Origin of the sequence: Streptomyces ochraceiscleroticus (assembly GCF_000720485.1) — a bacterium.
In the GTDB taxonomy this organism is placed as follows: domain Bacteria; phylum Actinomycetota; class Actinomycetes; order Streptomycetales; family Streptomycetaceae; genus Streptomyces; species Streptomyces ochraceiscleroticus.
This window is the reverse complement of the sequence record NZ_JOAX01000145.1, coordinates 1-204: the sequence shown is the minus strand read 5'-3', so window position 1 is coordinate 204 and position 204 is coordinate 1. Positions and strand designations below refer to the sequence as shown.

Genomic DNA, 204 nt, shown 5'->3' with positions numbered 1-204 from the left:
GATGCCGGTGACCTCCTCGGTGACCGGGTGCTCGACCTGCAGGCGGGTGTTGACCTCCAGGAAGGAGATGGTGCCGTCCTGGCCGACCAGGAACTCACAGGTCCCGGCGCCCTGGTAGCCGGCCTCCTTGAGGATGGCCTTGGAGGCGCGGTAGAGCTCGGCGTTCTGCTCCGCGGTGAGGAACGGCGCCGGGGCTTCCTCGAC

At 69.1% G+C, this 204-nt stretch carries 1 protein-coding gene; it reads right to left on the bottom strand.

The features are described 5' to 3' along the window. Window positions 1–204: ATP-binding protein (locus tag IG84_RS42530; protein ID WP_037801521.1), on the bottom strand; the 204-nt coding region annotated here is incomplete at both ends.